This is a genomic window from Pseudomonas helvetica (genome assembly GCF_039908645.1).
GTDB classification, from domain to species: domain Bacteria; phylum Pseudomonadota; class Gammaproteobacteria; order Pseudomonadales; family Pseudomonadaceae; genus Aquipseudomonas; species Aquipseudomonas helvetica.
This window is the reverse complement of record NZ_CP150917.1, coordinates 3,175,161-3,197,810: the sequence shown is the minus strand read 5'-3', so window position 1 is coordinate 3,197,810 and position 22,650 is coordinate 3,175,161. Positions and strand designations below refer to the sequence as shown.

The window sequence follows — 22,650 nt, the reverse complement described above, 5'->3', positions numbered from 1 at the left end:
ATATTTTGATCTTTGGCTCTCGCCCCCGCACGGAATTTACCCCCTCAACTCCCCGTCCGGATCTTGTTCCCCAACCGTGTACGAACCCGGTCGATGTTCAGCGGGATGGACAAACAGCTTGTCGATCATTTCCCGGCTCGGATACACCTTGGTGCCGTAGACGTCATAGCTGAAACCGATGCCGGTTGACGCAACGCGCATCGGCGGCGCTCCGCCCGATGCCCTACAAAACATGATCCAGATCAATGACAGCGCTTCAATCGCCAAACGGCCTTAAAGATTTCACGGTCCTTTCACCAACGAGTGCTATTTTTAAAATTCAAACGGTTGGGCCAATGAGGGCCCATCCCTCCTAAACACGGGCTAACGGACGCGCTCGATGAACAAGGCGGGCAGCACATGAATAGAGTGTCGTTGAGCAAGGTTACGTTTCCAAACGCCTGCCAGCTGATGCGCTGGTATTTTCATCCCATGGGATTCGAGGCGAGCATGGATGCCCCGGACAGCATGATTGCCCGGTTGTTTGATCGTGCCAGTGGCGAGACCATGATCGCCATTGCCGGAATTCCCTGCGCTACAGTGATGAACGCCGCCGATGTCGAGCGAATAATCGAAGCGGTGGAGGATGAGCTTGAAGCCTTTGCTCCTCCTGCCCTGAAAAGTGCTTCTTGAGCCGCACCCTTGAGATCAAAGCCCACGCAGCGTGGGCTTTTTTCGTTCGAAGGCATTCCTGATGCCTGCACCATCCTGTTCAGGCTGACTGCTTGGCAACGCGCTGATCGGCGAAGAAAGGCTTGCCCTGCGCGATCCTGTCGGATGCCTTGGGCATATTGACCGATTGATTGTCCTGGCCATCGACGTACCAATAGCAGTGCTTCACTGCCCGGGTGATGCCAACGTAAGCCAACCGCAGAATCTCGTCTTTCTGTGCACTGTCATAAGGCTCCGCGTCGCCGTCCTTGCCCAACCCGGCCATGCGATAGACCTGATTCTTGTACGGTGAACTGGTCAGGTGCTGGCAATCGCCGAGCAGGAATACCGCGTCTGCCTGAAGCCCCTTGGCACTGTGATAGGTCAGCTGCTTGAGCCGTCGAGCCTCGAACGGCAAGCTAGAATCAGCATTAACTACAGGAGAAATATGCTCTTCAATCAATGACTTATCGCTACTTTTTCGATACAACATCAAGATTGAATCACCGTTTCGATAGTGTTCTGTCAGACGCTTGGCCATGGCCGAATCATCCCGATCATGGACGTTGACCGGCAGCAGTTCCCCCGGTTCGCCACTGGCCTTGGCTTTTTTGCCGGGAATCGCCGGTGCGGCGCGCACGATATGCTCGGCAGCGTCGATGATGTGCTGATGGCTGCGGTAGTTTTCGCTGAGCATTACCCGCGTGGTAGCAGGTGACGCAAACTCCTTGTTGAACTCCATGAAGTACTTCGGCGAACTGCCGCGCCAGCCATAGATCGACTGCCAGTCGTCGCCGACACACAGCAGCGACGAGCGTTGCGCCCCGCGCCCGATGTGCATGGCCGGACCACGGCTGCGGATTTCCATCAGGGTTGCGCGAATCCAGGAGACGATTTGCGGGGAAACGTCCTGAAATTCATCGATCATCAAATGCGACATCGGTCGCAGCAACTCATCGCTCAGCAGCTTGAGGTTTTCTGGCGAATGCTCACTGAACAAGGCGAACATCCGGTTGTAGGTCATCACCGGCGGCGACTGATCCAGCAGGTGATCCTCCAGGGCTCGCCAGTACAGGCTGAGCGCTTCAAAGAACAAACGGTCAGGATCGTCCTTGGCGAAACTCATCTGGCCCACGGCAGCCGGAACATCCAGCCCGAGGTTCTCGATAAAGCTGGCCGCCGCGACAAAACAGTCGAGCAGCGGCGCGGAGCCGAGTTCGCCCTTGACCTTGTAATCGAACCCCGGTCCGGCGCTGGCATCCCCTGCCAGTGTGGCTAATACGCGCTTTGAAGATTCGTAGCTATCTAACCAAATCAAAGGCTTACGACAGAAAGCTTGAAACAGGGTGCGTTTGACTGCCCATTCGGCGCGAACCGTCAGTTTGGCGTTGGGACGGCTGACTTGCGGGTTTTCACGAGGGTCGAAGCCCAGCACGACCCAAGCGTCAAGGGTTGGGATGTAACCGTGACAGTGGAAGGTCGAACCGTTGATCTCGAATGCCTGGCGGCTCGGCTCAATGCCCTTGATCGGCCAGGCGCCTGCGCGAATCCATAGATCTTCGACGACATCGCAGAGTTCTTCATCGCGCTTGGCCGCCAACTCGGTCACCGCCATGCGCTTTTGCACATCCGGGTGATCGCGTTCCAGCTCCTTGAGCTGCAAGGCGTGACGGGACAGCGGCGTAATCAGTTCGCGAAAGCGCTCGCTTTGAGTAAACAGCCGGTGAAAACAGGCATTGAGCTGTTGGCGCTGAGTGTCGTTGATCCGCAGATCGAACGGGTTGCTGTCGACCTCGGCGTCATCGAACAGCGAACGGCCATTAAGGTTTTCGAAAGCCTGCAGCCGCTCGAATCCCGGCAGGCTACGGACCATCGGCAGAATGCGTGAGTGGAAGGTTCGCACCAGGTCGCGGGCGTCTTTCTGGGAGAGCGCTCGGCCCCACACGGCAAACAGCCCGATCAACTTGTTGATGAAGTCCTTGCGCGATTCCCGGGTGAAGGTCACCACAGTCAACGAATCGAGTTCAAACCCCAGGTAATGGGTCAGCAGTAAAATGCGCAGCGCCAGGGTTGTCGACTTACCGGCACCCGCCCCGGCAATCACCGAGGTCGAGGGGGTGTCGCTGAAGATCATCTTCCACTGGGCGGCGCTCGGCTGCGCCGACTCCGGCAGTAAACGGGAGACATCGGCCTTCATGCGCTTCTTGATCTCGGCACTCAGGGGCAGCCGCCAGTCGTCAAACAGGTTTTCATCAATGCGCGGCGCCGGGTGCTCGGTGGATCGGCTGTCGCGAATCAGCAGCACCTGACGGCCTTCTTCTATTCCGTCCAGCTTGCCTTCCTTGTAGCCGTAGTCGACGCCCGCGCTATGACCGCTGCGAAAGCCGTCAGCCTGGCCATGCAGCCAGGACGCCCGGTGCTGCGCGCGCAGGCGATTGAGGCCGTGGCCAAAAAAACGCGCGGCCAGGCGTTTGAGCAACGGCATCTCGGCCAGGGGCAAAAGCTCGGAAGGAAGATCGGGATTGTGACGCGGCACGCTGACTCCAGGGTGTGAGGCTGTTGCAGGCTATGGTGTCTTCATTTGCCGGCGAGTTCTAGTCAAATGCTTATCCATCATTGGTTTAAGCGATGAAGTGAATGCTGGAACGTAGAATATAGCCCTTAAATAACATCTAATAAGCTGATTGGATTAAGGCATTTTTTACGCTTTTTATCGATTGTTAACTGATAGATGATGCTTGCCATCAACCACCGGTTCTCGTTTTGCGGCTCAAGCGTTCCGCCCCATGACGAACCTTTTCAGGAGACGATCATGCTTGAACTCAGACCCTTCAATTCCCTGGGCGGCGCCCACCATGGCTGGTTGGATGCCCATCATCACTTTTCGTTCGCCGAGTACCATGACCCCAAGCGCATGAACTGGGGCAACCTGCGAGTATGGAACGACGATGTGATTGCGCCGGGCACCGGATTCCCGAAACACCCGCATCGGGACATGGAAATCATCACCTACGTTCGCGAAGGTGCGATCAGCCATGAAGACAACCTGGGTAACAAGGGTCGCACCGAGGCTGGTGATGTACAGGTCATGAGCGCCGGCACCGGGATTGCTCACAGCGAATACAACCTGGAATCGACGGCAACGAAGATTTTCCAGATCTGGATCATCCCGAATGAAACCGGACTGGCGCCGTCCTGGGGTGCCAAACCGTTTCCCCAAGGTCAGCGCGAAGGTTTCGTGACCCTGGCCAGCGGCAAGGCCGGCGACGACCAAAGCCTGCGGATCCGCGCCGATGCACGGTTGGTGGCGGCAAACCTGAAGGCTGGCGAAACCGCCGAGTATCGACTGGACAACGGTCGACGGGCGTACCTGGTGCCTGCCACTGGAGTCATTGAAGTCAATGGCTTGCGTGCACAAGCTCGAGACGGTGTAGCGGTTGCGCAGGAGCAGGTGCTGCGGGTGACCGCCATCGAGGACAGTGAAATCGTGTTGGTGGACCTGGCTTGATGCGCTGAAGGCCAGATGCAAAAAAGGGGTGACCATTTAGGTCACCCCTTTTTTCGGCTGTGTGTCCCGTCCTGAATAAGGTTTACACCTTCTGATCTATTTTCAGGAGGGCGTAATGGAAACGGCAAAAAGGCGGAGTCAGCGAGACTACACGCTGACTTTTAAATTGTCGGTCGTCGACCAGGTCGAAAAAGGCGAGCTGAGTTATAAAGAGGCTCAGGAGCGCTACGGGATTCAAGGCAAAACGACCGTTCTGACGTGGTTGCGCAAGCATGGTCGGCAAGATTGGAGCCCAGGCACATACATTGGCTCGCCGAGGATGGGGTCTATGCCCGACAAAAACCGACCATTAACGCCAGAGCAACGCATCAAAGAGCTTGAAGAGCAGCTGGCTCTGTCCAATCAGAAAGCGCAGTTTTTCGAAGCTGTCGTGGATGTCTTGAAGAATGACTACGGCCTCTCTGTCATAAAAAAGCGTCCCGGCAAGTCCTCGCGCAAAAGCGAGTCCAAAACCTGAGTATCAGCAGGGCTTGCCAGTTCATGGGGATAAGCCGACAGGCTTACTACAAACGCAATCGCGCCGATGCTGCTCGCCGCGTTCTGGATCAGAAAGTTGCCGATTTCGTTCAGCAAAAGCGTCAGCGGCAGCCACGTCTGGGCACCCGAAAGCTGCATTACTTGCTGCATTGCCAGCCTCAACTTGAGCTGCAAGTGGGTCGAGATCGGCTGTTTTCGATTCTGCGCGAAAGGCGTTTATTGGTGGTCCGCAAGCGGGCCTATCACAAAACGACCGACAGCCATCATCGCTTTCGACGCCATCCGAACCTGCTCAAGCCCGGTCCTGATCAGGTTGTTGCAAGCGGCCCGGAACAAGTCTGGGTGGCTGACATCACCTATTTGCCAACTCAGGAAGGCGTGGCCTATCTAAGCCTCGTGACGGATGCTTTTTCGCGAAAGATCGTGGGTTATCACGTCCATGAGAGCCTGCACGCCGAGTCGGTAGCGCATGCGCTGCGCCGGGCGGTGAAACGCCGTCGAACGGAGCAGTCGCTGGTCCACCACTCGGATAGAGGCAGCCAGTATTGCTCGGGAATGTACCAGGAACTGCACGCGAAACACGGCATCCGGTGTTCTATGACGGACGGCTATGACTGCTACCAGAATGCATTGGCAGAGCGGGTCAACGGGATATTAAAGACAGAGCTTATGCTCCAGCGACCGCAGGATTTGACGCAGGCGAAGAAGATGGTGAGTGAGTCGGTATCGATCTATAACGGCGAGCGACCGCACTTGTCTTTGAAATACAAAACGCCCGATGCGGTGCATCGGGCGTTGAAGTGAAACAGGTGTAAACCTATTTCAGGACTAGACACGACCGCTTCGCGGCCGAGCGGGAGCAAGCTCCCTCGCCACAGGCTCTCTATTATTTCGCGCTGATTGCGCCATCCACCAGCGTTTGTGCCTCTTGCACCAATTGCTTGAGGTGATCGTCGCCAATGAAGCTTTCGGCGTAGATCTTGTAGATGTCCTCGGTTCCCGAAGGACGGGCTGCGAACCAGCCATTTTCGGTCATGACTTTCAGCCCGCCGATCGCCTGGTCGTTACCCGGCGCCTTGCTGAGAATGCTCTGGATCGCTTCGCCAGCCAGTTGTGTCGATTTGACCTGATCTGGTGACAGCTTGCCGAGCAAGGCTTTTTGCTCGGGGTTGGCCTTGGCATCGACACGTACCGAGAACGGCTCACCCAGTTCATCGGTCAGTGCGCGATAAGCCTGGCTTGGATCGCGTCCTGTGCGAGCGGTCATTTCAGCCGCCAGCAAGGCTGGAATCAGGCCGTCCTTGTCGGTGCTCCAGACGCCGCCATCCTTACGCAGGAACGAGGCACCGGCACTTTCTTCGCCGCCAAAACCCAGCGAGCCGTCGAACAGGCCATCGGCAAACCATTTGAAACCGACCGGCACTTCGTACAGACGACGGTTCAGGCGCTTGGCAACGCGGTCGATCAAGCCACTGCTGACCACGGTTTTACCCACCGCCGCATCGGCGCGCCATTGCGGGCGGTTCTGGAACAGATAGTCGATGGACACGGCCAGGTAGTTGTTCGGCGCCAGCAAGCCGCCGGACGGGGTGACGATGCCATGACGGTCGTGGTCCGGGTCGCAGGCGAACGCCACGTCGAAACGCTCTTTCAGACCGATCAGGCCTTGCATGGCGTAGCTGGACGATGGGTCCATGCGAATCTGGCCATCCCAATCGACGGACATGAAACGGAACGTTGGGTCGACCTGGGTGTTCACCACCTCAAGGTTCAGGCGGTAATGCTCGGCAATCGCCGACCAGTAGCGCACCCCTGCTCCGCCCAGCGGATCCACGCCCAGGCGCAGGTTGGCGCCTCGGATGGCGTCGAAGTCGATCACGTTGACCAGATCGGCGACGTAGGTATTGAGGTAGTCGTGACGATGGGTGGTGCTGGCCTTGAGTGCCTGCTCGTAGCTGATGCGTTTGACACCTGCAAGCTTGTTGGCCAGCAACTCGTTGGCCTTGGCCTCGATCCACTTGGTGATGTGGGTATCGGCCGGGCCACCGTTGGTGGGGTTGTACTTGTAACCGCCGCTTTGCGGCGGGTTATGGGACGGCGTGATGACGATGCCGTCTGCCAGCCCCGACGTACGGCCGCGGTTGTAGCAAAGAATGGCGTGGGAAATAGCTGGCGTCGGCGTGTACTCGTCGCCTTCGGCAATCATCACGGTCACGCCATTGGCGGCGAGGACTTCCAGCGCACTGGCGCCGGCTGGCGTCGATAGCGCGTGGGTGTCGATGCCGACAAACAAAGGGCCGTCAATGCCCTGGGCTTCGCGATACAGACAGATGGCCTGGCTGATGGCCAAAACGTGCCATTCGTTGAAACTCAGCTCGAACGAGCTGCCACGATGGCCTGAAGTACCAAACGCAACGCGCTGGGTTGAAACTGAGGCATCGGGCTGGCCGGTGTAATAGGCCGTTACCAGTCGCGGGATGTCGACCAACAACTCTACGGGTGCCGGTTTGCCCGCAAAAGGACTGAGTGTCATGCAAAACCTCTGAAAAAGAGTGGTTCAGGAATGGGGACGCAGTTTACTGGCAGTTTGACCAGAGAGCGACGATATCTATCCAGACAAAATCTATCCAGACATCAGCTGGGTATATTGACGCCCGGTCAATCGATGAGTTCAAGCCTCAACGCATCTGCCAGCATCGTCAATGCAGCCTCCAGGTCATGCTGCCCGCTGAATGTGTGGCTGAGCCTGACGTTCTGCGAATACAACCCATGCAGGCTGAACAGTTCGCCGGGGGCAATCACCACCTGTTGCTTGAGCATGCGCTGGAAGACCCGCCGCACATCGACCGGCCGTAACGAACGCGCCCAGATGGTCGCCCCGCCCGCCGGCTCGACAAATTCCAGCGAGTCGCTCAGACGGTCCTGCAGCATTTGGGTCATTCGGCTTTTACGCTCTTTCAACAGCCGGCGCAGTACCAGCAAGTGCTGGTCGATACGGCCGCTGCTGTACAAGCGTGCGATGGCTTTCTGACGAATCGGCGACAGGCGAAACGCGCGCAGCAAAAAATGCCGCTGCAACTCCACGCTCAAATGCCGTGAAAGCAGATAACCGTAAGGCGCCTCAGGCCCCATGAGCTTTTCGAAGGTGGAAAACACGATCAGTCGATCAGGATCGAGCACATCGCGAAAACGACGTTCATGCGGCTCATGAGCGAGTTCGCCGTACACGTCGTTTTCCAGTACCCAACTGCCGTGTTGTTCCAACAGCTCGGCGGTGGATTGCCGGTTGTCCGACGGCATCAGGCTGCCGCGCGGCATGCTCACGCCCGACGACAGCACCACCAGGCGAACCGCCTCGGTCCGGAGCAAATGCTCGAGTAACTCAAGGTCAAGGCAGCCGTTGCTGTCTATCGGCAACTCGATCACCTGCACGCCAGCGGTCTGGAACAAGCGCAAAATGGCCCAGTCGCAGGGCGATTCGACCAGCACGGTCGCATCCTTGAGTTCGAGCACTGCGATCAGTATTTCCAGCACACCTCGCCAGTCGGCACCGATGTAAACATCATCGGCATGCCAGCAGCGTGCCGGTGAAGTGGTGTAGCGTGCCGCCAGCGCAGTACGTAATTCCAGCTCGCCACACGGCTGTGAGTGAAGCTGCGGCTGGCGCGGATATTGGCGCACCAATTCCCGCTCCAGCAGTAACAGCGGACTGTCCAGCGACTGCAAAAGCGCGGGCTCGTCGATACTCAGGACCAGCATTCCCGGGCGCCTTGCGCTGACATAGACCGTTTCAAGCAGGTCGTTGCCGCTGCTGAACGACGTATTCAAGGAAACCGGCAACGCGTAGTAGCCGGACTTTGCCACCGAATACACTCGCCCTTCTTTCTCCAGCAGCGAATAGGCGTACTGGATAGTTGAAATCGACACGTTCAACCGGTCCGCCAGTTGCCTCAGCGAAGGCAGCTTGATCGGTGCTTCAGTCGCCATTTCATTAATCAGGCTGGTCAGGTATCGGTACACGGCCTGGTAGGCAAAATCGGTTTCCCTTTGCCCCTTCATGAACGCTGGCCAATCGCTGTGCAGGTAGTGTTTGAATCGGTCAAACCAGACTCCTTCAACGTCTCGCTGACCGTTCACTCAGCGCATCGTCCACCTGAAACTCTCCCGCGCCTTCGGCACTCAAGCCCGAATCACCCGCCTCAAGCCCGATCCCGGACCCCGAGCGCATGCCGTAGAGCTTGCAGATCAGGCTGACCGACAAACCGCTGACGTCGATCATCCATTGCATGACTTGCTCAGGAGCGGCATTGCCCTGCATCGCCTTGTGCAGTTCGGGCATCGCCACCAACATGCCGGGATGGCAGCGGCGCAAAAAGTGCTCAAGCCCGGCACCGGCATCGACGAAGGGGGCGAACAGCAGGCACAGCTGCTGTGTTTCATTGAGGCCCAGTGCTTGCTGAGCCTCGGCCGACGCCAGGGTCCGAAGCTCAGCCATCGCGCGTGGATTGCCGTAGACCTCCAGCACCTGCTCGCAAAGCCGCTCGGGCAGACGTCGTTTACGCATCTTCAACAACGCCCGTTGTATGTACTCGCTGAATCCGTTTTCGTAGGCCAGGCCGTTCACGAAGCAGGCCTGCAAGCCCCGCAAATGGGCCGAGAGCAAAGGACTGGCGAATTCGTTTTCGCGCAGGTGAACGTCAATTTCATCCGGTTGCAGCCCGAGAAAATCGGTCAGTAATGGCCAGCGCTCCTCCATGTTGCCGGTCACCAGGTCCTGGATATCGATGTAGTCTGCGCCGCGTCGCGTCTCAAAGCTCTCGCGTGGCCGCCACTCGACCGTTTCATGGCCCGCATAAAGCTCGCGATAACAGTCGCCGCCCAATTGATCGAGCGTTGAGAACAATCCTTCATAACTGAAGGCCGGATGTGTGATTGTCGGCAGGCCGGCCTTTTGTGCTTCGCGCATCAGGCCGGTCAAAAACCGCTTTTGCTGACGCACGGTTTCACCGCTGATCAGCGTATCGACACCGCCCTCCCATCGGGCCATCTGCAAGTAGAACTCGCCTGTCGCCAGATAGCCGTCGTCACACGCTTCAAGCACCCCGTGAGCCCCTCGCAGATGGCCGAGCATCAGCATGTTGGTGCGATTCAAATCGCGACCTGCCTCAGACATCGGCGTCAGATGGCTGAAGGGCAAGACCTCGCGGTTATCGACCATCACCACCTCTACCCGAGGATCGTCATAGACAAACAGGGCGCCGTAGCTGCTATGAATATTCTCCATGATCATCGGCGTCGTCCCGCCCAGCCGTAGCGTGGCGACACGCAACTGGAAGGTCGCTGGCGCTCTGCCCGCGATACTCAACTGCGCGGCACGCAGGAATGCCAATGTGTAGCAACTGTCGCGCGTTCCCGAGTGCATCATCAGCACCTTGTAAGTACCGATTCTGTCCATTCCCCCGGCAGCCACCACCAGACGCTGGATCAACAACTGCAATGCAGTACGTTCCGCGCGAGAAAAGAAACTCAGCAACCGCTGCAAAACTTGCTGATAGACATAGTTCATCGCTTGATCATGAGTTGCGCTCATTGTCATTTACCTGATATTCAAAAAGTCGGCATCGCACAAACAATCATTTGCTTGCACGATCTGCGATCGGTGATGGCTGATTACGGCTTATCGTGAGTATCTGCTTTCAAATGCTAACACTTTGGTTGTGGTAACTATTTGAAACGATTGTTATAGAAATAGCATTCACGACCGAGTCAATCGCCCACAACCCCCGAGACCAAGCGCTCCGACGGGCCGGATGGGCGGCCTAGGATTTTTCCGACAACGTCCCACAGACAATGAGCACGAGAAATAAGGAAACCAGAGCAAGGCAATACTTCCATAACTAACAAGCGAACCGCTTACTTGCCGCGCTTCAACGCGAAGCGCAGGCGAGCAATGGTCCGAATACATAGCACCCAAAGCAGTACCCATTAAAAAAACATGCCCAGCCATGACTCATTCCTTGAGATGAAATTAATCATTCAATTATCAGGGCTTATATGATGATTAGAAGATACAGATCAGGAGCAAAAACCAGTTCAGTTGCTGAACCGGCAGATGACAAAGGGGGATGAGAGGTTTACCCGTACAACAAAAATGCAAGAGCCCGTCAACACGGACTCTTGCGCAAGCGTCATGCAGGTTCTACTTGAAGCGCCACTCGTTCGTGACACGGACACTCATCCATGTAACGGTGCGCCTGGACAAACTCGCTAAACGGGAAGACCCGGGTCTTGAGTGGCAGCAGTACACGGTCAGCCGTCAACTGGTTGATATCGCGCAAGGCCCGTTGCAGTGCAACCTGGTCCTGAATGATCCCGAGTTCCGGTTTGCCGGTGAAGTTGCCGATGCAGTGCACGAAGAACTGAATGTTTTTCTGGAACGCTGCACAGGCCGGGAACGGAGTCTGGTTGCCGCCTTGCAGGCCATACAGCACCAGGCTGCCACGAGGCGCCAGCACGTCACCGAGCATCGACATCTGCGGACCACCGAGGCCGTCGAATACCACGTCGACACCGCGGTTGTCGGTGAGCTTGTTGATCTGCATGAGCAGATCCTGCTCTTCAGTGACGATCACCTTCTCGGCACCCAGGGATAACAGGTACTCGCGTTCGCTGGCCGTTTTGGTCGCGGCAATGACCCGTACACCCAAGGCCTTGCCCAGTTGCACGAAGGACGGGCCGGCACAATGGCTCGCATCGGTGACCAGTGCAAACTGGCCAGGCTTGACCCGTGCCAGATCGGCGTAGGCAAAGTAGGCAACCAGCAGCGGCGTGTAGTGCACAGCGGCTTCGATCGGGCTGAGCACATCCGGATAGCGCGTCAGCGCCGAACGCGGCAGCACGATCTGCTCGCCGTAGACGGGATAGTCATTGGGACTTTCTGCCGGGAAGCTGGCGACCTTGTCACCCACGGCCAGATCATCGACACCTTCGCCGACGGCGGTGACCACGCCGGCCATTTCATGGCCAAGGCCCGATGGCAACCGGGCATGGGAAGACGCCAGGTTCTGGCGCCAGAGGATGTCATACCAACTGATGCCGATCGCTTCGACACGCACCTGCACTTCGCCCGGCGCTGGCAGAGCTGCCGCATGCTCTTCGCATTTGAGCACCTCGGCAGGACCAAACTTGTGAAAACGGATCGTGCGGGACATCGCAAACCTCGTCAAAGTAACCTCTAATGCCCTGAACTCTATCTGGGCTTTCTGACCAAGACCATCAGTGGCTATTAATAGTCGACATGCCTGTCATTGATTCCGCAGCCCCGGCAATACGTCAATCAACGTAGAAAACCGAACCAGCATTGTGGGAAAAATGAATTACTCGGTGCAGAGTAACAGCCTTTCCCCGTAAGATTCATGCCGGCCATTGTTCTCATATGGCCGCTCTCGTCAAGTTTGCTGACTCTGCCAGGACTCCAGATGAATCGTAATGACCTGCGTCGTGTCGACCTGAACCTGTTGATCGTGTTCGAAACCCTCATGCATGAACGCAGCGTGACCCGCGCGGCGGAAAAGCTGTTTCTCGGCCAGCCGGCCATCAGTGCGGCGTTATCGCGCCTGCGCAGCCTGTTCGACGACCCGCTGTTTGTGCGTACCGGTCGCAGCATGGAGCCTTCGGCCCGGGCGGTGGAAATCTTCGCCCTGCTCTCTCCGGCGCTGGATTCGATTTCGACCGCTGTCAGTCGCGCCGCTGAATTCGACCCGGCCACCAGCACCGCGGTGTTTCGCATCGGCCTCTCGGATGATGTCGAGTTCGCCCTGCTGCCGATGCTGTTGAAGCGCTTGCGCGCGGAGGCGCCCGGCATCGTGCTGGTGGTGCGACGCGTCAACTATCTATTGATGCCGAGCCTGTTGGCATCGGGCGAAATCTCGATTGGCGTCAGCTACACCACCGATCTGCCCGCCAACGCCAAACGCAAAGTCCTGCGACGCAGCATGCCGAAACTGCTGCGCGCCGACTCGGTCCCCGGCGCCTTGAGCCTGGACGACTTCTGCGCTCGCCCCCATGCCCTGGTGTCCTTCGCCGGCGACCTCAGCGGTTTCATCGATGAAGAACTGGAGAAACTCGGGCGCAAGCGTCATGTGGTGCTCGCGGTTCCGCAGTTCAATGGTTTGGGGACGCTGTTGGCCGGCACCGATATTCTCGCCACCGTGCCGGACTACACCGCCGATGCACTGACCGCCGCCGGTGGCGTACGCGCCGAAGACCCGCCGCTGCCGACGCGAACCTTCGAGCTGCACATGGCCTGGCGCGGCTCGCAGGACAACGATCCGGGTGAGCGCTGGCTAAGGTCGCGGATTCAGATGTTTTTTGGGGACCCTGAGAGTCTTTGAATCAAACCGGCGCAGCGCTTAATCGCTGGCGACCGGGCGTTCACAACGGCCCATAAAAGAGCCGCAGGCACTGCGGCTCGCTGCAGGCAGAGGTGATGTCATTAGGCTGCGACGTCGCCCAAGTGCCGACGCCACTTCCGGTGCCACCGCCGGGCAGATGGGCTCCGGCGAGGTGGGCGCGACCAGCACAGCCTGCACCGTCCGCCCACCTGCTAAGGCGAGGGCACGGGCGCCGGCTTTGATTGCCAGGTCGAGCATGCTCAATCCGTCACTGACCATTCGGCGTTCACGAATGCCGGTGCGCGACTCTACCCATTCGGGCGTGGTATCCAGCCCGCTGGAAATTTACTGATTGTCAATTATCTGAGGCGGGACGCGGCCCAGCGACCAACCGAAGTTCATGCCCGCAGCCGCCAGCAGGATGGCGCTCGCACCAGTCACTTGCAGGACGCCGAGCGGGTGGGCGAAGGCAACCCAGTCGACCAGGATGGCGACGATCGGATAGATGAACGACAGTGCCCCGACCAGCGCCGTGGGGATTTTCTGGATGGCGCTGTACAGCAGGGTCGACATGAGCCCGGTATGGACCACGCCGATAATGATCAGGTAAGTCCAGGCGCTCTCGACCGTGTCGACCCTGGTGAAGTCCACGAACGGTGCCAGGATCAGCACGCCTACCACCATCTGAATCAGCACGATCAGGTGCGCGGGTAAATCCTTGAGGCGCTTGGTGATCGCTGCCGCCACAGCGTAGAAGAAGGCTGAAGCCAGGGCCAGGCAGACGCCCAGCAGGTAGTCGGCACCGGTGGCCTGCCCACTGCCTTTGGCGGACACGATCAGCATCAGACCGGCGAAGGCCAACAGCAACCAGCCGACCTTGGCGGCGCTGAGGCGCTCGGCGAAGAACAGCACACCCAGACCGACCAGCATGAACGGCTGAACGTGGTAGACCACCGTCGCAATGGCGATAGAGGAATGTTTGTAGGCACTGAACAACAGCACCCAGTTGAGAATCAGCGCCACCCCGCCCAGGCACACCAGAATGAACTGCCGGGCGTTGATCCGGGAGCGGCTAAGCACCCCGGGCACCAGGCACGCAACCAGCATCGCCATGGCGCCGAACAAGCAACGCCAGAACACCACGGCCTCCGGGCTCTGCCCCGACATGATGACGAACCAGCCCACCGTTCCGGAGATCATCATGGCCGAAATCATTTCGAGCGTCCCACGGGTTTGCGACTTCATCACTCACTGCTTCCTTGCTACCGGCATTGCCGTAACCTAAACCGCCATTCGTGGGGGTTGGTTCGACAAATCGAACTTTATAATGAACTAATGACCGCTATACTGAACAGGGCGCCTGGGAGCGTCAACCCATTTCAGGATGATTTACAAAACACATGACCGGTATAACGAACACCCTACCGATAAATAACCCGAGCCGAATCGATCTGCTGGCCCTTTCAATCAAACGCGAGCGCCTGGCCGCCGGGCTTTCCTTGACCGAGCTGGCGAAGCGCGCCGGGGTGGCGAAGTCGACCTTGTCTCAATTGGAGTCGGGAATCGGTAACCCCAGCATCGAAACCTTGTGGTCGCTGGCGATGGCAATGGGCTTGCAAGTCACCCGATTCTTCGAGCAACCCCAGCAGACCCTGCGGGTGATTCGCGCCAACGAGGGCATGACGACCTATGCCGAGACTGCCAATTATGCAGCGACACTGCTTGCCGATTGCCCGGCGGGAGTACAACGCGATATCTACCGGCTCAAAGTGCAGCCCGGCGAAGTCCGGCTATCTCAGCCCCACCCACTGGGCACCGTAGAGCACGTGGTGCTGTGCAGTGGCAGTGCCCATATCGGCCCGGCGACTGGACCTGTATTGCTGAACGCTGGCGACTACATCAGCTACCTGGCTAATGTGCCTCACGTGTTCGAAGCACTCGAAGCGGACACCACTGCGGTGATGGTGATAGAGCATTCCTGAGGCAGGTGCCATCGACACGGCGGGTGCCCGCGTCTTGAATCGCCCTGAGTTTCTAGGCGCCCTGACAGCTACGCACGACGCCCCTGGCTCCAATGTGGGGTTAACAGAAACCATTAGAACCCTAATGGAATTCTGGCGCCATAGCGCACGAGCCGCAGCAAAACAACCCAGGGTCACTCGGTCTATCGCTGCTTCGGTATCGCCGCATATGGCAATATCCGCCTCACCACTTCTGATGAGTCTGGCCGCATCGCCGATAGCCTGTACCCCTGCAGCACAGACCGTTACGGGCGCGCCGAGCGGCCCTTTGAAACCGTACCGGATGGAAACGTGCCCGGCCGCCATGTTGGCGAGGAAAGACGGTGCAGTGAACGGCGACAATCGGCGAGGACCACGCGCATCGGTGGTACGTACAGCGTCGGCAATCGCGCCAAAACCACCTACGCCCGATGCAATGATCGTGGCGGTACGCTCCTGGTCTGCGACATCAGTCGGATGCCAGCCTGCCTGCACCAGAGCTTCGTGCGCGGCCACAAGTGCAAACTCGATGAAGCGATCCATCTTTCTTGCGGTCCTTGGCCGAAATGATGCGCTCCGGGTCGTAACCCGCGATGGCATCACTCCTCCAGTGAGGGCACCTGACCGCCTACTGTAACGCCTGCCCCCCCGGCTAAAGAACGGCGAGAGGACGGGTGGCGTCTTCTCCTCCAGGCTCGCGTGCTACGTCAGTTTCGCTGTTCAGTTGACCCTTATTGTCAGGACGGATCTTGAACCAGATGGAGTACATCGCTGGCAGGAACACCAGCGTCATGATGGTTCCGATGAACGTGCCTCCGATCAACGTGTAGGCCAGCGTCCCCCAGAAGACGGAGTGTGTCAGGGGAATGAACGCCAGGATTGCCGCCAGCGCTGTCAGCAGTACCGGGCGGGCACGTTGGACCGTAGCTTCGACCACCGCGTGAAACGGATCCAGCCCTTCTTGCGCGTTGTGATGGATTTGGCCAATCAGAATCAGCGTATTGCGCATCAAAATGCCTGAAAGGGCGATTAGACCTACCAGAGCGTTGATACCAAACGGCTGCTGGAAGATAAGCAGTGTCGGCACCACACCAATCAACCCCAGTGGCGAGGTGAGGAACACCATGATCATCGCCGAGATCGAACGTACCTGCACAATAATGACCAGTAGCGTCATGGCAATCATGATCGGGAACAACGGCAACATCGCTTTACCGGCTTTGCCCGACTCCTCGATTGCACCCGCCTGCTCGATCCGGTACCCGTCAGGCAGCTTGTCGATGACCGGCTGCAGCTCTTTCATGATCACGCTCGAGACGTCCGGTGGCTGCAGGCCTTCGGCAATGTCACCGCGCACGGTAATGGTCGGCGTGCGATCACGACGTCGGAGGATCGGATCCTCCATACGAACATCGACCTCTCCCACCTGAGACAGCGGGATCCGCTGACCTGCCGTGCCTACCAGAGTAAAACCTTCTATCTTGGCGGGATCGAGCCGGATATCACCCGCTGCGCGACCAACCACCTGCACCGAACGAATGTCCTCACGAACTGCGGTGATCGGTACTCCGGCCAACAGGAACTGCAGTTGCTGCGCGACTGAGTTTGACGTCAACCCCACCGCCTCCAAGCGATCCTGATCCAGAGCCAAATGCAGCGTCGGCGTCAGTGGCCCCCAGTCAGTGTTGACGGTTCTCATCATCGAGCTCGATTGCATCACGTCCTGTACCTGGCCCGCGATCTCGCGCAATTTCGACGGATCAGACCCCATCACCCGATAGGCAACAGGGAACGGCGAATACGGACCAAACACAAGCTGAGTCACCCTGACACGCGCTTCTGGGGCAAGTCCCTCGGCAGCGGCCTCGCGGAGACGGAACTTGAGGGCCTCGCGCTCCTCCTGGCTGTCCGTCAGCACCACAATCTTCGCAAAAGACGGATCGGGGAGTTCCGGCGCCATCGCCAGATAGAAACGCGGCGCTCCTTGCCCGATATAAGCGGTGACGATTTTTGCCTCATCCTGCTTTTGCAGCCAAGCCTCTATCTTGGCGGTAGTGGCGCTGGTCTGTTCAATGGAGGTTCCATAAGGCATTTGCACTTCAATCAATACCTCTGGACGGTCCGAGGTAGGGAAGAACTGTTTCTTGACCAGGCTCATGCCGAGAATCGCCACGCCAAACATTGCGATAACAGTACCGGCTACCAGCCATTTGCGAGCGATGACACGCGTCAACACCTGGCGGAAGTGGTTGTAATTTCGGGTGTTGTAGATGGCCGCATGACCACCCTCCACCTTCTTGATGTTCGGCAACATCTTCACACCCAGGTACGGGGTAAAGGCCACCGCAACCACCCAGGAGGCAATCAGGGCGATGCCCACGATCCAGAACATGTTGCTGGTGTACTCGCCGGCTGTCGACTGCGCGAAGCCGTTGGGCATAAAGCCGATAGCCGTCACCAGCGTACCGGAAAGCATCGGTGCGGCTGTATGACTCCAGGCATACGCGGAAGCTTTGATGCGGTCGTAGCCCTCCTCCATTTTCACCACCATCATTTCGATAGCAATGATGGCGTCGTCCACCAACAGTCCGAGCGCCAGAATCAACGAGCCAAGGGTGATACGGTCAAAGTTCTTTCCAGTGGCCGCCATCACCACAAACACCACAGCCAACGTCAACGGCACAGCCGCAGCGACCACAACGCCTACACGCCAGCCCATGCTGAGAAAGCAGACGAGCATCACCACAAGCAGCGCGACGAAAAACTTGACCATGAACTCGCCGACGGCCGAACTGATATTTACAGATTGATCGGTGACCTTGGAGAGCGTCATGCCCAAAGGCATGCCTTCATTTATCTTGACCGTCTCCGCGTCCAGCGCCTTGCCGAGGTCAAGACCGTTCCAGCCCTCACGCATCACGATCCCCAGCAACAAGGCCTCTTCACCGTTATTACGCACGAGAAAGGTTGCCGGATCTTCATAACCACGTTCGATCGTCGCCACGTCCGAGAGCTTCAGCGTCCGCCCCTGAACCGCAATGGGTGTGTCACGAATCTTTTGCACCTTATCGAAGGCGCCATCCAGCCGGAGGAAGACTTGTGGCCCGTTGCTTTCGATCGAACCGGCAGGCGTGAGCACGTTCTGATTGTTCAGCGCGGCAAAGATGTCCTGAGGCGATACGCCCAAGGTGGCCAGCCGATCATGGGAAAAGGAAACAAAGATGCGCTCGGGTTGCTCACCAATAATGTTGACCTTCTTCACGCCCGGCACATGCAACAGTTGTTGGCGCAACGACTCTGCATCACGCACCAACAGTCGCTGCGGTTCGCCTTTGGCTTTCAGGGCGAACAGTGCAAATGTCACGTCCGAAAACTCGTCGTTGACCATTGGCCCGATGACACCCGCCGGCAGCTTCCGGGCCTCATCGTCGAGCTTTTTACGCGCCTGATAGAACTCCTCCTGCACTTGCGAGGGCGGCGTGCTATCGCGCAGTGACACCATCGTGAAAGCGAGGCCTGGACGGGTGTAAGTTTCCGTGCGGTCGTACCATTTCAGTTCTTGCAGGCGTTTTTCAAGTGGCTCTGCTACCTGATCCTGCATCTCCTGCGCCGTGGCGCCCGGCCACGCGGTAATGACCGTCAATTGCTTGACCGTAAACGGAGGATCTTCCGCACGCCCCAGTTGGAAGAAGGACAGGATGCCCGCAACGGCGATCAGGAAGATCAGAAACACCGTGATGGAGCGCTCACGAACGGCGATCGCGGAAAGATTGAAGCGCCCCTCGCTCATGGATGACTCCCGGCAACCTTGACGTCACCCGGTTGAGCCAGTCTCACCTCCTCACCATCGCGCAGCAGATGCGCGCCTAACGCTACAATCTGCTCGCCGACCTTGAGATCGCCTGCGACTCGCGCTGCGTCGTCGCTCAAGCCCAGGACCTGAACAGATCGCCAAGTCACTTTCGCCGGTGTACCGGCGATGACCCACACGCCAGTGCCTTGGCCTGGGTCATAAACGGCAGCGATCGGTACTTGCAGCCCCTGCCCTTGCGTGGTGCTTTCAGCGATCCGAAGTGTGACGGTCGAACCTAGCGGTGCATTGGCCAGTGCGCCCTCAAGCACATACCGCGCCTCGAAGGTGCGCGTCATACGGTCGGCCGAGTCAGAAAGCAGCCTCAGCTTCGCTGTAACTGCACCCGTGGTATTGCCATAAAGCGTCGCCTGCGCAGTGGATCCTGCTGTGGGGCGTAGCGTCTCGGGCAGATGCACGATGGCTTCGCGTTGCCCTGCCCGCGCCAGTCGAACCACGGGCTGTCCCGGGCTGACAACTTGTCCGGGCTCGGCGAGCGTCTCCACCACTACGCCGTCGGAATCCGCAAACAGCACCGCATAACCAGAAGCATTGCGGGCAACGTCAGCCTGCGCTTCAGCAGCGCTGAGCTGCGCTTTTGCGGTATCCGCTGCGGCTTTGATCTGGTCATAGGCCGATGCAGAAATAGCACCTGCGGCGACCAGGTCGCGATATCGCGCCTCGTCATCTGCAGTCTGCTTGGCTCGGGCCCGAGCGGCTATGACTGACTCTTGCTGTGCTCGCGCCTGCAACCCCAGGTCGATTGGGTCAAGGCGCATGAGTGGCTGCCCACGTTTAACGGTCTGACCAGTGTCAACCAGACGTTCAAGCACCTTGCCTGATACCCGAAAACCCAGATCGCCCTGGACGCGGGCAGCCACGACACCCGTGAAAGAACGTGAGACGTCGGACGAAGCCTGAACCGCAGAAGACCTCACCAAAGGGGCCTGCGTGCGTGGATCTTCAACGGTGGATGAGTCGCCACACGCCGTCAGGACGAGAGGCAACAAGCAAGCGGCAATGGGGACAGGTCGAAGCCGGCGCATAGGTTCCCTTACTTAAAAAATAGGACAGGCGTCATATTCTCAGTCTGGTGACCATATCTGTCAATGGTCACATATTATGAAATACCGAGCCCCTTAATCTCAGCACTAGTATCGCCGTAATCTGTTGGCCAACCTGGAGCTTAGCCCAAAGAGTGTCGATTGACAGAAAGTGACCATAACGTAATATGGTCACAAACATCCTCAATTGAAGGAACCTCAATGCCTACCCTCCGTCCCGTTGCTCTCTTGGTGAGTGCCAGCTTGATGACAGGTTGCGCGGTCGGTCCGGACTATCACCGTCCGGACGCCCCACTTTCGGACCATTACCTGGGGCAGTCTTCTGTCGAACAGAGGCCAGGGGCGACGCCGGCCGGTCTTGTCGCCTGGTGGGAAGGCTTTGGTGATCCACTGTTAGCCGACTTCGTCTCCAAGGCACTTGAGCAGAACCTGGATCTGGCGCAGGCGTCGGCGCGAGTCACGCAGGCACGGGCCGGACTGGGCGTCGCAAATGCCGCTTTACTGCCCTCGGGGAACATCAGCGGACAGGCCGCGCGCTCCTACCAGTCAATCGAGACGCCGCTCGGCCAGGTGTTGAACTCAACGCCTGGCTATGATCGGTACGGAAGTTCCTACGAGGCCAACCTCGATGCCAGCTGGGAGGTAGATGTCTTTGGCGGATTGCGCCGCGGACGCGAGGCTGCTCTGGCCGAGTACCAGGCGTCCCAGGCGGGCGTCGCTGCCACACGATTGGCCATCGCCGCGCAGACCGCTGATATCTACATCACTATCCGCGGACTGCAGACCCGGCTGGACATTGCGAACCGACAAGTCAAAACACAGCAGGAGCTACTAGAGAAAGTCCAAATGCTCTACAGCAAGGGGCTCGCCGCCAACTATCAGGTTCGCCAGGCCGAGGGAGCGCTATCGCAGGTCCAAGCGACAGTGCCGGTCCTGCAGACCGGTCTGGATGCTGCCATGAATGCGCTGGATGTCATGCTCGGCACGCCGCCAGGCACTCACCGCACACAACTGGCAAGTGCGGGGAGCATTCCTGTAGCGCCGCAATTAAAGGCGATGGGAACGCCGGCCGATTTGCTGCGCCGCAGGCCAGACCTCATTGTGGCTGAGCGCCGTCTTGCGGCCTCAAACGCACGCATCGGGGAGGCGATTGCCGAGTACTACCCGAAATTCTCCCTTAACGCATTGCTGGGCAGTGCCACGGCTGTATCCGCAGGCAACCTTTTTACTGGCGGCGCCAGCCAGTCGGCGGGCGTATTGGGATTGCGCTGGAGGCTCTTCGATTTTGGTCGCATAAACGCCCAAATCGACCAAGCCAAGGGACAGGAAGCCGAAACCCTGGCCGCTTACCGTCAGTCTGTGCTGCGCGCCACCGAGGATGTGGAGAACGCGCTCTCCTCACTGGTGAATCGGGAAGCTCAAGCAACCACCCTCACCGGGGGAGAGGCGTCTCTGACACAGGCTCGCCAATCGTCGTTCATTGCCTATGAGAAAGGCACGGCCAGCCTGATCGACGTCCTGCACGCCGACGAGACGATGCTGCAGGCTTCCGATGCCCGGGCACAAGCACGAACGGAATCGGCACGGGCGGCGGTCGCGGCATTCAAGGCGCTCGGTGGTGGCTGGCAGCCTCCTGAAGCCCAGCCTGTTGCGACACGATGATTTAACCAGGTGACGTAGCACTTGATGCACGCACCTACCCCTCCTCTTTCAGCTACTACCCAATCCGAGCGCGGGTTCGTTCACCGACTGACGCGGTCAGTAGCCAATTGCTCAATAGAAACCAACCGGAGTACAGCGAAATGAAGTCGAACGAGAATTCCTGGGTGCTCATCACCGGAGCATCAAGCGGATTTGGCGAGGAGTTTGCCCGGCAATATGCAGCACAGGGAAAATCGCTCGTTCTGGTAGCAAGAAGACTGAGCAAGCTCGAAGCACTATCGGCGCAGTTGCGCGAACGCTTCGGCGTTGATGTGATCGTCGAACAAGTAGACCTGTCCTCGATCCCTGCGATCATCGAACTGCATGAGCGACTCAGCGAACGCAATATAGTGATCGATGTGCTCATCAACAATGCGGGTCATGGATTGCAGGGGCCTTTCCTGGATCAATCTCTGGATGAGTCTCTGACCATGATTGATTTGGATATCGCCAGCCTGACAGGGCTGACACGCCTTTTCGCGGCCGACATGCGAGCCCGCAAACGTGGGCACATCCTGATGGTCGCCAGCTTGCTGTCCTTCCAGGGCGTGAAGAATTTCGCCGTTTACTCTGCCGCGAAAGCCTATGTTCTTCGCTTCTCTGATGCGCTTCATCGCGAACTGAAAAAAGACGGCGTCGTCGTTACCGCACTCTGCCCAGGAATGTCGGATACCGGATTTGCAGAAAGCGCCAAGCAACGGATCACACCGGCCTTAAAAATGGTGATGATGCAGCCTCAACCCGTCGTGCGTGCAGGAATCCGTGCACTGCAAGCCGGACGCATGAGTGTGGTGCCGGGTTTTGGCAACAAGGCCATTACTGTCTTGACTTGGGCCACGCCTCGTCGGTTTCATCAGAGCCTTATGGCGCAGGTGATGGGAGTCTGAGGGGGCGACAAAGGGGCCTT

At 58.3% G+C, this 22,650-nt stretch carries 14 protein-coding genes and 3 pseudogenes; 7 read left to right on the top strand and 10 right to left on the bottom strand.

The features are described from left to right. Positions 1–44 precede the first annotated feature (44 nt). Positions 45–153 (bottom strand): annotated as a pseudogene (locus AABM55_RS14635) (spermidine/putrescine ABC transporter substrate-binding protein PotF); the annotation flags it as partial. Positions 154–399: 246 nt separating this feature from the next. Here AABM55_RS14635 and AABM55_RS14630 point away from each other — a divergent pair. Next, positions 400–672, top strand: a complete 273-nt coding sequence (locus AABM55_RS14630) for a DUF1652 domain-containing protein (RefSeq protein ID WP_054597310.1) — start codon at positions 400–402, stop codon at positions 670–672. A 79-nt stretch (positions 673–751) separates the two neighbouring features. Here AABM55_RS14630 and AABM55_RS14625 read toward each other — a convergent pair whose 3' ends face one another. Continuing rightward, entirely contained in the window at positions 752–3,226 is a 2,475-nt protein-coding gene (locus AABM55_RS14625) for a UvrD-helicase domain-containing protein (protein WP_347929971.1), read from the bottom strand. Between the two features lie 276 nt (positions 3,227–3,502). Here AABM55_RS14625 and AABM55_RS14620 point away from each other — a divergent pair, with 276 nt between their 5' ends. Continuing rightward, the gene (locus AABM55_RS14620; RefSeq protein WP_054597308.1) at positions 3,503–4,198 is read left to right on the top strand and encodes a pirin family protein; all 696 of its coding nucleotides are present in this window, start codon (positions 3,503–3,505) and stop codon (positions 4,196–4,198) included. A gap of 115 nt (positions 4,199–4,313) precedes the next feature. Continuing rightward, a pseudogene (locus AABM55_RS14615) lies at positions 4,314–5,567 on the top strand (IS3 family transposase). A gap of 54 nt (positions 5,568–5,621) precedes the next feature. On the opposite strand, the gene pgm reads toward AABM55_RS14615, so the two are convergent. The 4 genes from pgm to AABM55_RS14595 all read right to left on the bottom strand — a co-directional run bounded on the left by pgm (position 5,622) and on the right by AABM55_RS14595 (position 11,946). Continuing rightward, a complete protein-coding gene (gene pgm, locus AABM55_RS14610; RefSeq protein ID WP_347929970.1) occupies positions 5,622–7,268 on the bottom strand; it encodes a phosphoglucomutase (alpha-D-glucose-1,6-bisphosphate-dependent) in 1,647 nt (548 codons plus the stop codon). Between the two features lie 125 nt (positions 7,269–7,393). After that, entirely contained in the window at positions 7,394–8,794 is a 1,401-nt protein-coding gene (locus tag AABM55_RS14605) for a PLP-dependent aminotransferase family protein (protein ID WP_347930034.1), read from the bottom strand. Between the two features lie 55 nt (positions 8,795–8,849). Then, positions 8,850–10,325, bottom strand: coding sequence for a hypothetical protein (locus tag AABM55_RS14600; protein ID WP_347929969.1), 1,476 nt, complete (start codon positions 10,323–10,325; stop codon positions 8,850–8,852). Positions 10,326–10,923: 598 nt separating this feature from the next. Further along, positions 10,924–11,946, bottom strand: a complete 1,023-nt coding sequence (locus AABM55_RS14595; protein ID WP_054597238.1) for a zinc-dependent alcohol dehydrogenase family protein — start codon at positions 11,944–11,946, stop codon at positions 10,924–10,926. Positions 11,947–12,213: 267 nt separating this feature from the next. On the opposite strand from AABM55_RS14595, the gene AABM55_RS14590 reads away from it, so the two are divergent. Beyond that, positions 12,214–13,128 (top strand): LysR family transcriptional regulator, encoded by a 915-nt coding sequence (locus AABM55_RS14590; RefSeq protein WP_054597237.1) that lies wholly within the window; start codon positions 12,214–12,216, stop codon positions 13,126–13,128. 345 nt (positions 13,129–13,473) lie between these two features. On the opposite strand, the gene AABM55_RS14585 is transcribed toward AABM55_RS14590, so the two are convergent. Further along, positions 13,474–14,373, bottom strand: coding sequence for a DMT family transporter (locus AABM55_RS14585; RefSeq protein ID WP_347930033.1), 900 nt, complete (start codon positions 14,371–14,373; stop codon positions 13,474–13,476). 155 nt (positions 14,374–14,528) lie between these two features. Here AABM55_RS14585 and AABM55_RS14580 point away from each other — a divergent pair, with 155 nt between their 5' ends. Then, on the top strand, positions 14,529–15,110 hold the full coding sequence (locus AABM55_RS14580) for an XRE family transcriptional regulator (RefSeq protein WP_347929968.1): 582 nt from the start codon (positions 14,529–14,531) through the stop codon (positions 15,108–15,110). 141 nt (positions 15,111–15,251) lie between these two features. Here AABM55_RS14580 and AABM55_RS14575 read toward each other — a convergent pair. The 3 genes and pseudogenes from AABM55_RS14575 to AABM55_RS14565 all read right to left on the bottom strand — a co-directional run. After that, positions 15,252–15,769, bottom strand: a pseudogene (locus tag AABM55_RS14575) (beta-ketoacyl synthase N-terminal-like domain-containing protein); the annotation flags it as partial. An 11-nt stretch (positions 15,770–15,780) separates the two neighbouring features. Continuing rightward, the gene (locus AABM55_RS14570; RefSeq protein WP_347929967.1) at positions 15,781–18,918 is read right to left on the bottom strand and encodes an efflux RND transporter permease subunit; all 3,138 of its coding nucleotides are present in this window, start codon (positions 18,916–18,918) and stop codon (positions 15,781–15,783) included. Next, on the bottom strand, positions 18,915–20,024 hold the full coding sequence (locus tag AABM55_RS14565) for an efflux RND transporter periplasmic adaptor subunit (RefSeq protein ID WP_347929966.1): 1,110 nt from the start codon (positions 20,022–20,024) through the stop codon (positions 18,915–18,917). The genes AABM55_RS14570 and AABM55_RS14565 overlap by 4 nt, the downstream gene beginning before the upstream one ends. 219 nt (positions 20,025–20,243) lie before the next feature. Here AABM55_RS14565 and AABM55_RS14560 point away from each other — a divergent pair, with 219 nt between their 5' ends. Both AABM55_RS14560 and AABM55_RS14555 read left to right on the top strand, forming a co-directional pair. Beyond that, complete coding sequence (locus AABM55_RS14560) at positions 20,244–21,704, top strand: efflux transporter outer membrane subunit (protein WP_347929965.1); 1,461 nt, start codon at positions 20,244–20,246, stop codon at positions 21,702–21,704. Positions 21,705–21,844: 140 nt separating this feature from the next. After that, positions 21,845–22,630 carry an SDR family oxidoreductase gene (locus tag AABM55_RS14555; protein WP_347929964.1) on the top strand — a complete coding sequence of 262 codons (786 nt, stop codon included), beginning with the start codon at positions 21,845–21,847 and terminating at the stop codon, positions 22,628–22,630. The last annotated feature ends 20 nt before the right edge of the window (positions 22,631–22,650 follow it).

Excerpts from the sequence above, each read along its gene's own strand:
- AABM55_RS14630 (WP_054597310.1), top strand. The coding sequence starts at position 400 with ATGAATAGAGTGTCGTTGAGCAAGGTTACGTTTCCAAACGCCTGCCAG.
- AABM55_RS14620 (WP_054597308.1), top strand. The coding sequence starts at position 3,503 with ATGCTTGAACTCAGACCCTTCAATTCCCTGGGCGGCGCCCACCATGGC.
- pgm (WP_347929970.1), bottom strand. The coding sequence starts at position 7,268 with ATGACACTCAGTCCTTTTGCGGGCAAACCGGCACCCGTAGAGTTGTTG.
- AABM55_RS14605 (WP_347930034.1), bottom strand. The coding sequence starts at position 8,794 with ATGAAGGGGCAAAGGGAAACCGATTTTGCCTACCAGGCCGTGTACCGA.
- AABM55_RS14600 (WP_347929969.1), bottom strand. The coding sequence starts at position 10,325 with ATGAGCGCAACTCATGATCAAGCGATGAACTATGTCTATCAGCAAGTT.
- AABM55_RS14595 (WP_054597238.1), bottom strand. The coding sequence starts at position 11,946 with ATGTCCCGCACGATCCGTTTTCACAAGTTTGGTCCTGCCGAGGTGCTC.
- AABM55_RS14590 (WP_054597237.1), top strand. The coding sequence starts at position 12,214 with ATGAATCGTAATGACCTGCGTCGTGTCGACCTGAACCTGTTGATCGTG.
- AABM55_RS14585 (WP_347930033.1), bottom strand. The coding sequence starts at position 14,373 with ATGAAGTCGCAAACCCGTGGGACGCTCGAAATGATTTCGGCCATGATG.
- AABM55_RS14580 (WP_347929968.1), top strand. The coding sequence starts at position 14,529 with ATGACCGGTATAACGAACACCCTACCGATAAATAACCCGAGCCGAATC.
- AABM55_RS14570 (WP_347929967.1), bottom strand. The coding sequence starts at position 18,918 with ATGAGCGAGGGGCGCTTCAATCTTTCCGCGATCGCCGTTCGTGAGCGC.
- AABM55_RS14565 (WP_347929966.1), bottom strand. The coding sequence starts at position 20,024 with ATGCGCCGGCTTCGACCTGTCCCCATTGCCGCTTGCTTGTTGCCTCTC.
- AABM55_RS14560 (WP_347929965.1), top strand. The coding sequence starts at position 20,244 with ATGCCTACCCTCCGTCCCGTTGCTCTCTTGGTGAGTGCCAGCTTGATG.
- AABM55_RS14555 (WP_347929964.1), top strand. The coding sequence starts at position 21,845 with ATGAAGTCGAACGAGAATTCCTGGGTGCTCATCACCGGAGCATCAAGC.